The organism is Microcystis sp. M31BS1 (assembly GCF_020245285.1).
In the GTDB taxonomy this organism is placed as follows: Bacteria; Cyanobacteriota; Cyanobacteriia; order Cyanobacteriales; family Microcystaceae; genus Microcystis; species Microcystis panniformis.
This window is the reverse complement of the sequence record NZ_JADBVE010000242.1, coordinates 1-4621: the sequence shown is the minus strand read 5'-3', so window position 1 is coordinate 4621 and position 4621 is coordinate 1. Positions and strand designations below refer to the sequence as shown.

The 4621-nt window shown below is 38.1% G+C and carries 2 protein-coding genes; both read left to right on the top strand.

The genetic code is table 11. The features are described 5' to 3' along the window. The first annotated feature begins 169 nt into the window (after positions 1-169). Entirely contained in the window at positions 170-1396 is a 1227-nt protein-coding gene (locus IM509_RS14325; RefSeq protein WP_052277002.1) for a glycoside hydrolase family 10-like protein, read from the top strand. 135 nt (positions 1397-1531) lie between these two features. Then, complete coding sequence (locus IM509_RS14320) at positions 1532-4411, top strand: UPF0182 family protein (RefSeq protein WP_185238061.1); 2880 nt, start codon at positions 1532-1534, stop codon at positions 4409-4411. The last annotated feature ends 210 nt before the right edge of the window (positions 4412-4621 follow it).

Sequence of the window (4621 nt, the reverse complement as noted above, 5' to 3'; positions counted from 1 at the left end):
TTATCAGTTATCAGTTATCAGTTATCAGTTATCAGTTATCAGTTATCAGTTATCAGTTATCAGTTATCAGTTATCAGTTATCAGTTATCAGTTATCAGTTATCAGTTATCAGTTATCAGTTATCAGTTATCAGTGAACTGATAACTGTAAAGTCTCCCCACTTCCCATTATGAATAAAATCAGTAAAAGTTTTAATAATTTCGCCGATAGTTTGGTGATTTATAGTCAAAGATACGGAAAAATAAGCTGGGTAATATTTTTAATTATCTTTGCTTGTATCATGACGATAACCTTTAATTATCCGGCACAATCGACCAATCAACCCCAAGAAAAACCCGAAATTCGTGGAGTTTGGTTAACTAATATCGATAGTGAGGTATTATTTAAACCGCAAACCCTAAAAGATGCCCTTGATAGGTTGGCTGATTTAAACTTTAATACTATTTATCCCACGGTCTGGAATTGGGGTTATACACTCTATCCTTCTAAGGTAGCAGAAAAAGTGACAGGACGAGCGATCGATCCCCATAAGTCTTTAAAAAATCGCGACTTTTTAGAGGAAATAATTAGCCAAGGTCATCGGAAAAAATTAAGAATTATTCCTTGGTTTGAATTTGGTTTTATGGCTCCTGCGGATTCAGAATTAGCCAAACGACATCCCGATTGGTTAACCCAAAGACAGGATAAAAGCGTGATTTGGTGGGAAGGAAAAGTGCATCAACGGGTGTGGTTAAATCCCTTACATCCACAAGTACAAAACTTTATTACCGATTTAGTCAGCGAGATTATTACTAACTACGATATAGAAGGAATTCAGTTTGATGACCATTTTGGTTATCCCGCCGATTTTGGCTATGATGAAACCACAATTAAACTCTATCAAAGGGAACATTCGGGACAATTACCACCGCAAGATTACCAAGATAAAGCATGGATTCAATGGCGGGCCGATAAAATTACTGACTATATGAATAGTTTGGCCCAGACGATTAAAAAGCAGCAACCTAGAGCGATTATTTCCCTATCTCCTAATCCCTACACTTTCTCCCTAGAATCCTATCTTTTAGATTGGCAAAAATGGCAAGAAAAAAACTTGATTGATGAATTAATAGTGCAAGTGTATCGAACTGATATGAACGCCTTTGACTGGGAATTATCCCAACCAGAATTACAGCAAGCTAGACAATCTATCCCCGTAGCTATTGGGATTTTATCTGGTTTAAAAGGTCGTCCGATTCCGATGGTTAATATTACTCAACAAGTGGAAAAATCGAGACAACAAAATTTTGGTGTTTCTTTCTTTTTCTACGAAACTTTATGGAATATCAGCAATGAATCCCCTTCCTATCGACGCAGGATTTTTCGGGAAATACTCCAGTCTGCTAATCCTAGCTAAAATGGCTGACTTTAAGCGAAATTATTGCCCTAACCTAGTCATAGTTTCTTAAGTTTATCTTTAAATTAAGAAAAAGCAGCAGGGAGAAACTAAAATCGCTAGAATGAAAAAAGACTCTCCCTTATCACTTTATCCATGTTGATCAGACATAACCGAAGCTCGATCGCTAAACCTATTTTACTGTTTCTCGGCTGCCTTGTGATCGGGGAGTTGGGGATATTAGTTTTAGCCAATAGCCTCTGGTTTACCGAGATGGGTTATTTAAACACTTTCCTGAAACAATTGTCTTGGCAACTAGGATTAGGTTGGGGAAGTGCGATTCTTTCTCTACTCTTTATTTTTACTAATTTACGTTTAGCCCAGCGTTTTCGTTGGCAAAAACCCAAAGAAGATAGTTATCCTCTTAGTCCTCAATCTCCTAGTATTAATTTACTCGGCCTTTTGATTATCACAACGGGAATTGGAGCTTGGATTGGGTCAATGTTATTGTATTACAGTAAACTAGCCCTCAGTCTCTGGACACCAGATTTTAATCTCCCTAACCTTAGTTCTTCCCTAAGTTCTCCTCTGCAAATAGTTTGGATTAGGCAAGTATTAACCGATATTTCCAGTAATCTTTGGCAAGGGGTAATTATCGCTTTTTTAGTCTTGGGATTATTAATTAAAACCGAGTATTTTTTGCGAATAATATCTATAGTATTAACTGTCATGCTATCTTTTATTATTGCTGGGCAGTGGGCGAACTTTTTAAAATATTTTTATGGTGTTCCTTTCAATATTAACGATCCTCAATACGGGAATGATTTAGGTTTTTATATCTTTCAATTACCCCTGTGGCAGTTACTAGAATTATGGCTCGGTGGTGTGGGAATATATACTCTTTTTGCTGTTAGTTTAACCTATCTTTTTTCGGGTGATAGTCTTTCTCTGGGAACATTTCCGGGGTTTTCTCGTCCGCAACTGCGTCATTTATACGCCCTGTGGAGTGGGTTAATGGGGCTGCTAGTATTACACCATATTATTCAGCGTTACCTGCTACTTTACTCTCCGGAAGGGGTAGTTTATGGTGCGGGTTATATCGATGTTCATGTTGGTCAATTTATTGAAATTATTCTGGGAATTATTGCAGGAATAACCTCTATATGGTTAGGAGAAAAAGCATTATTTGGTAAAAAAGACCGTCGCAAGTTATACAAAAACACTAAGAAAAAGTTGGTATTTTACCCCTACTTAGTTCCTGTATTTCTCTATTTAATTGTTTGGATAAGTGGCACAATTATCAGTGGACTATTACAAAGAACTGTCGTACAACCGAATGAATTAGTGAGAGAAAGACCCTATATTGAAAGAAGTATTCAATCCACAAGAGCGGCTTTTTCCTTAGATAGAATTGATGCCCAAGTTTTCGATCCACAGGCCGAATTAAATGCCGAAGTTTTAGAGAGAAACCATCTAACTATCGATAATATTCGTCTTTGGGACACCAAACCACTGCTAGAAACTAACCGACAATTACAGCAAATTCGCTTATATTATAAATTCCCTGATGCTGATATCGATCGCTATCGGGTACGCGTAGGACTGCCTGAAAAAATCGAGGAACGTCAAATATCTGAAAAACAACAGACCATTATTGCCGCTAGAGAATTAGATTATAGTGCGGTTCCCACTTCTGCTAACACTTGGGTGAATAAACACCTCGTTTATACCCACGGTTATGGGTTCACTCTTTCTCCGGTTAATTTAGTAGCTGCTGCGGGTTTACCTTACTATTTTGTCAAAGATATCGGCACAAATAAAGACGAAGGAGCCCTCCAAACTTCTAGCGAATTAATTGATTATAGTATTCCCATTGGTAAACCCCGCATTTACTACGGGGAATTAACTAATAATTATGTGATGACTCCCACCACCGTAGAAGAATTGGATTTTCCTAGCGGGGATGGAAATGTCTATAATACCTACGATGGAAAGGGAGGAATCTTAGTGGGGAAGGGGTGGAGACGTTGGCTATTTGCCCTTTATCTGCGGGATTGGCAAATGTTATTTAGCCAAGATTTTACTCCCGAAACTCGCTTGTTAATGCGTCGTGATATCCAAAATCGCGTGCAAACTATCGCACCTTTTTTAAATTATGATCGCAACCCCTATTTAGTAGCGGCAGATGTGGGCGATAGTAGTAGTAAATTACATTGGATTATTGATGCTTATACTATCAGCGATCGCTATCCCTATTCTGACCCGGGGAAAGATAAATTTAACTATATTCGCAATTCGGTGAAAGTGGTAGTGGATGCCTATCATGGAACAGTGAATTTCTATGTTGCCGATGAAAATGATCCAATCATTCAGACGTGGAGTAAAATCTTTCCTCATCTCTTTAAATCTTTAGCAGAAATGCCAAAAACTCTCCGCAGTCATATCCGTTATCCCGAAGATTTATTTAGTACCCAAGCAGAAAGATTATTAACCTATCACATGACCGATCCGCAAGTATTTTATAATCGGGAGGATCAATGGGAAATTCCCCTAGAAATTTATGGCACGGAACCCCAGGCTGTATCACCCTATTATTTAATCATGAAACTGCCCGATTCCGACAAAGAAGAATTTATTCTTCTCCATCCCTATACTCCCTCTAGTCGGCAAAATTTAATCGCTTGGTTGGCAGCTCGTTCAGATGATAGAGAGTATGGTAAGTTATTGCTCTATCAATTTCCTAAACAAAGGTTAGTGTACGGGCCGAATCAAATTGAGGCTTTAATTAACCAAGAGCCAGATATTTCTCAACAGATTTCTCTTTGGAATCGGGACGGTTCTAAAGTTTTGCAAGGACACCTATTAATTATTCCCATTGAACAATCGCTGCTTTATGTAGAACCTTTGTATCTAGTGGCAGACCAAAATAGTGTCCCGACAATCGCTAGAGTAACAGTTGCTTATCAAAATAAAATTGTCATGGAACCAACCTTGAAGGAAGCTTTAGAAAAGCTATTCCAACGTCATCAGAGTTAAATTGCCGCTAATTGGCCACAAATTAGCAAGAAAGCTGATGCTGGTTCCAGAACGATCCTCAATATCCCCGAATTTGCCCAGAAAATTGCCTGCTCTGGTTAATCAGCCAATTTCAAAATCCAGTATCATTAAAGGATTGAGTTATTCTTTTAATTGGAAAAGTGGGCAATTAATTCTGTGCGAGATGAATTAATTATTAAAGGGGTAAAC